This is a genomic window from Mycobacterium sp. NGS17, from assembly GCF_059813205.1.
In genome coordinates, this window is record NZ_JCALED010000037.1 from 1 (window position 1) to 599 (window position 599).

A 599-nucleotide genomic window follows, 5' to 3' on the forward strand; every position below is an offset into this window, starting at 1 on the left:
GACATCCTGGCCGGGGTGGACACCCCCACCCTGCTCGGCCCACCCGGCCGGCTACAGCCCGGCCCACGCCACACCACCACCTACCGGCTGCCCGAACACACCACCACCGCCCTGCACGAACTGGCCCGCACCCACCACAGCACCCTCAACACCGTCCTGCAAGCCGGCTACGCCCAACTTTTGGCCCTGCTCACCGGCCAACACGACATCATCTTTGGCACCACCGTGTCCGGGCGGCCCACCGACATGCCCGGCGCCGAATCGCTGATCGGACTGCTGATCAACACCGTGCCCGTACGCGCCCGCCTGCACCCGACCACCACCACCACCGACCTCCTCGACCAACTCCAACACGCCCACACCCACACCCTGGATCACCACCACCTGCCCCTGACCGACATCCACCGCCTCACCGGCCACGACCAACTCTTCGACACCTTGCTCGTACTGGAGAACTATCCCGTCGACACCGCCGCCCTCACCGGCCCCGACGACCTGACCATCACCGACTTCACCGGCCGCGAATCCACCCACTACCGACTCACCATCCAAGCCCAACCCGGCCCCCAACTAGGCCTACGCATCGAATACGACACCGA

General features: G+C 67.1%; 1 protein-coding gene. It reads left to right on the forward strand.

Annotation, left to right across the window (positions count from 1 at the left end; genetic code table 11):
* A partial coding sequence (locus AC5Y7E_RS24240; protein WP_499950952.1) for a condensation domain-containing protein occupies window positions 1-599 on the forward strand: 599 nt, incomplete at both ends.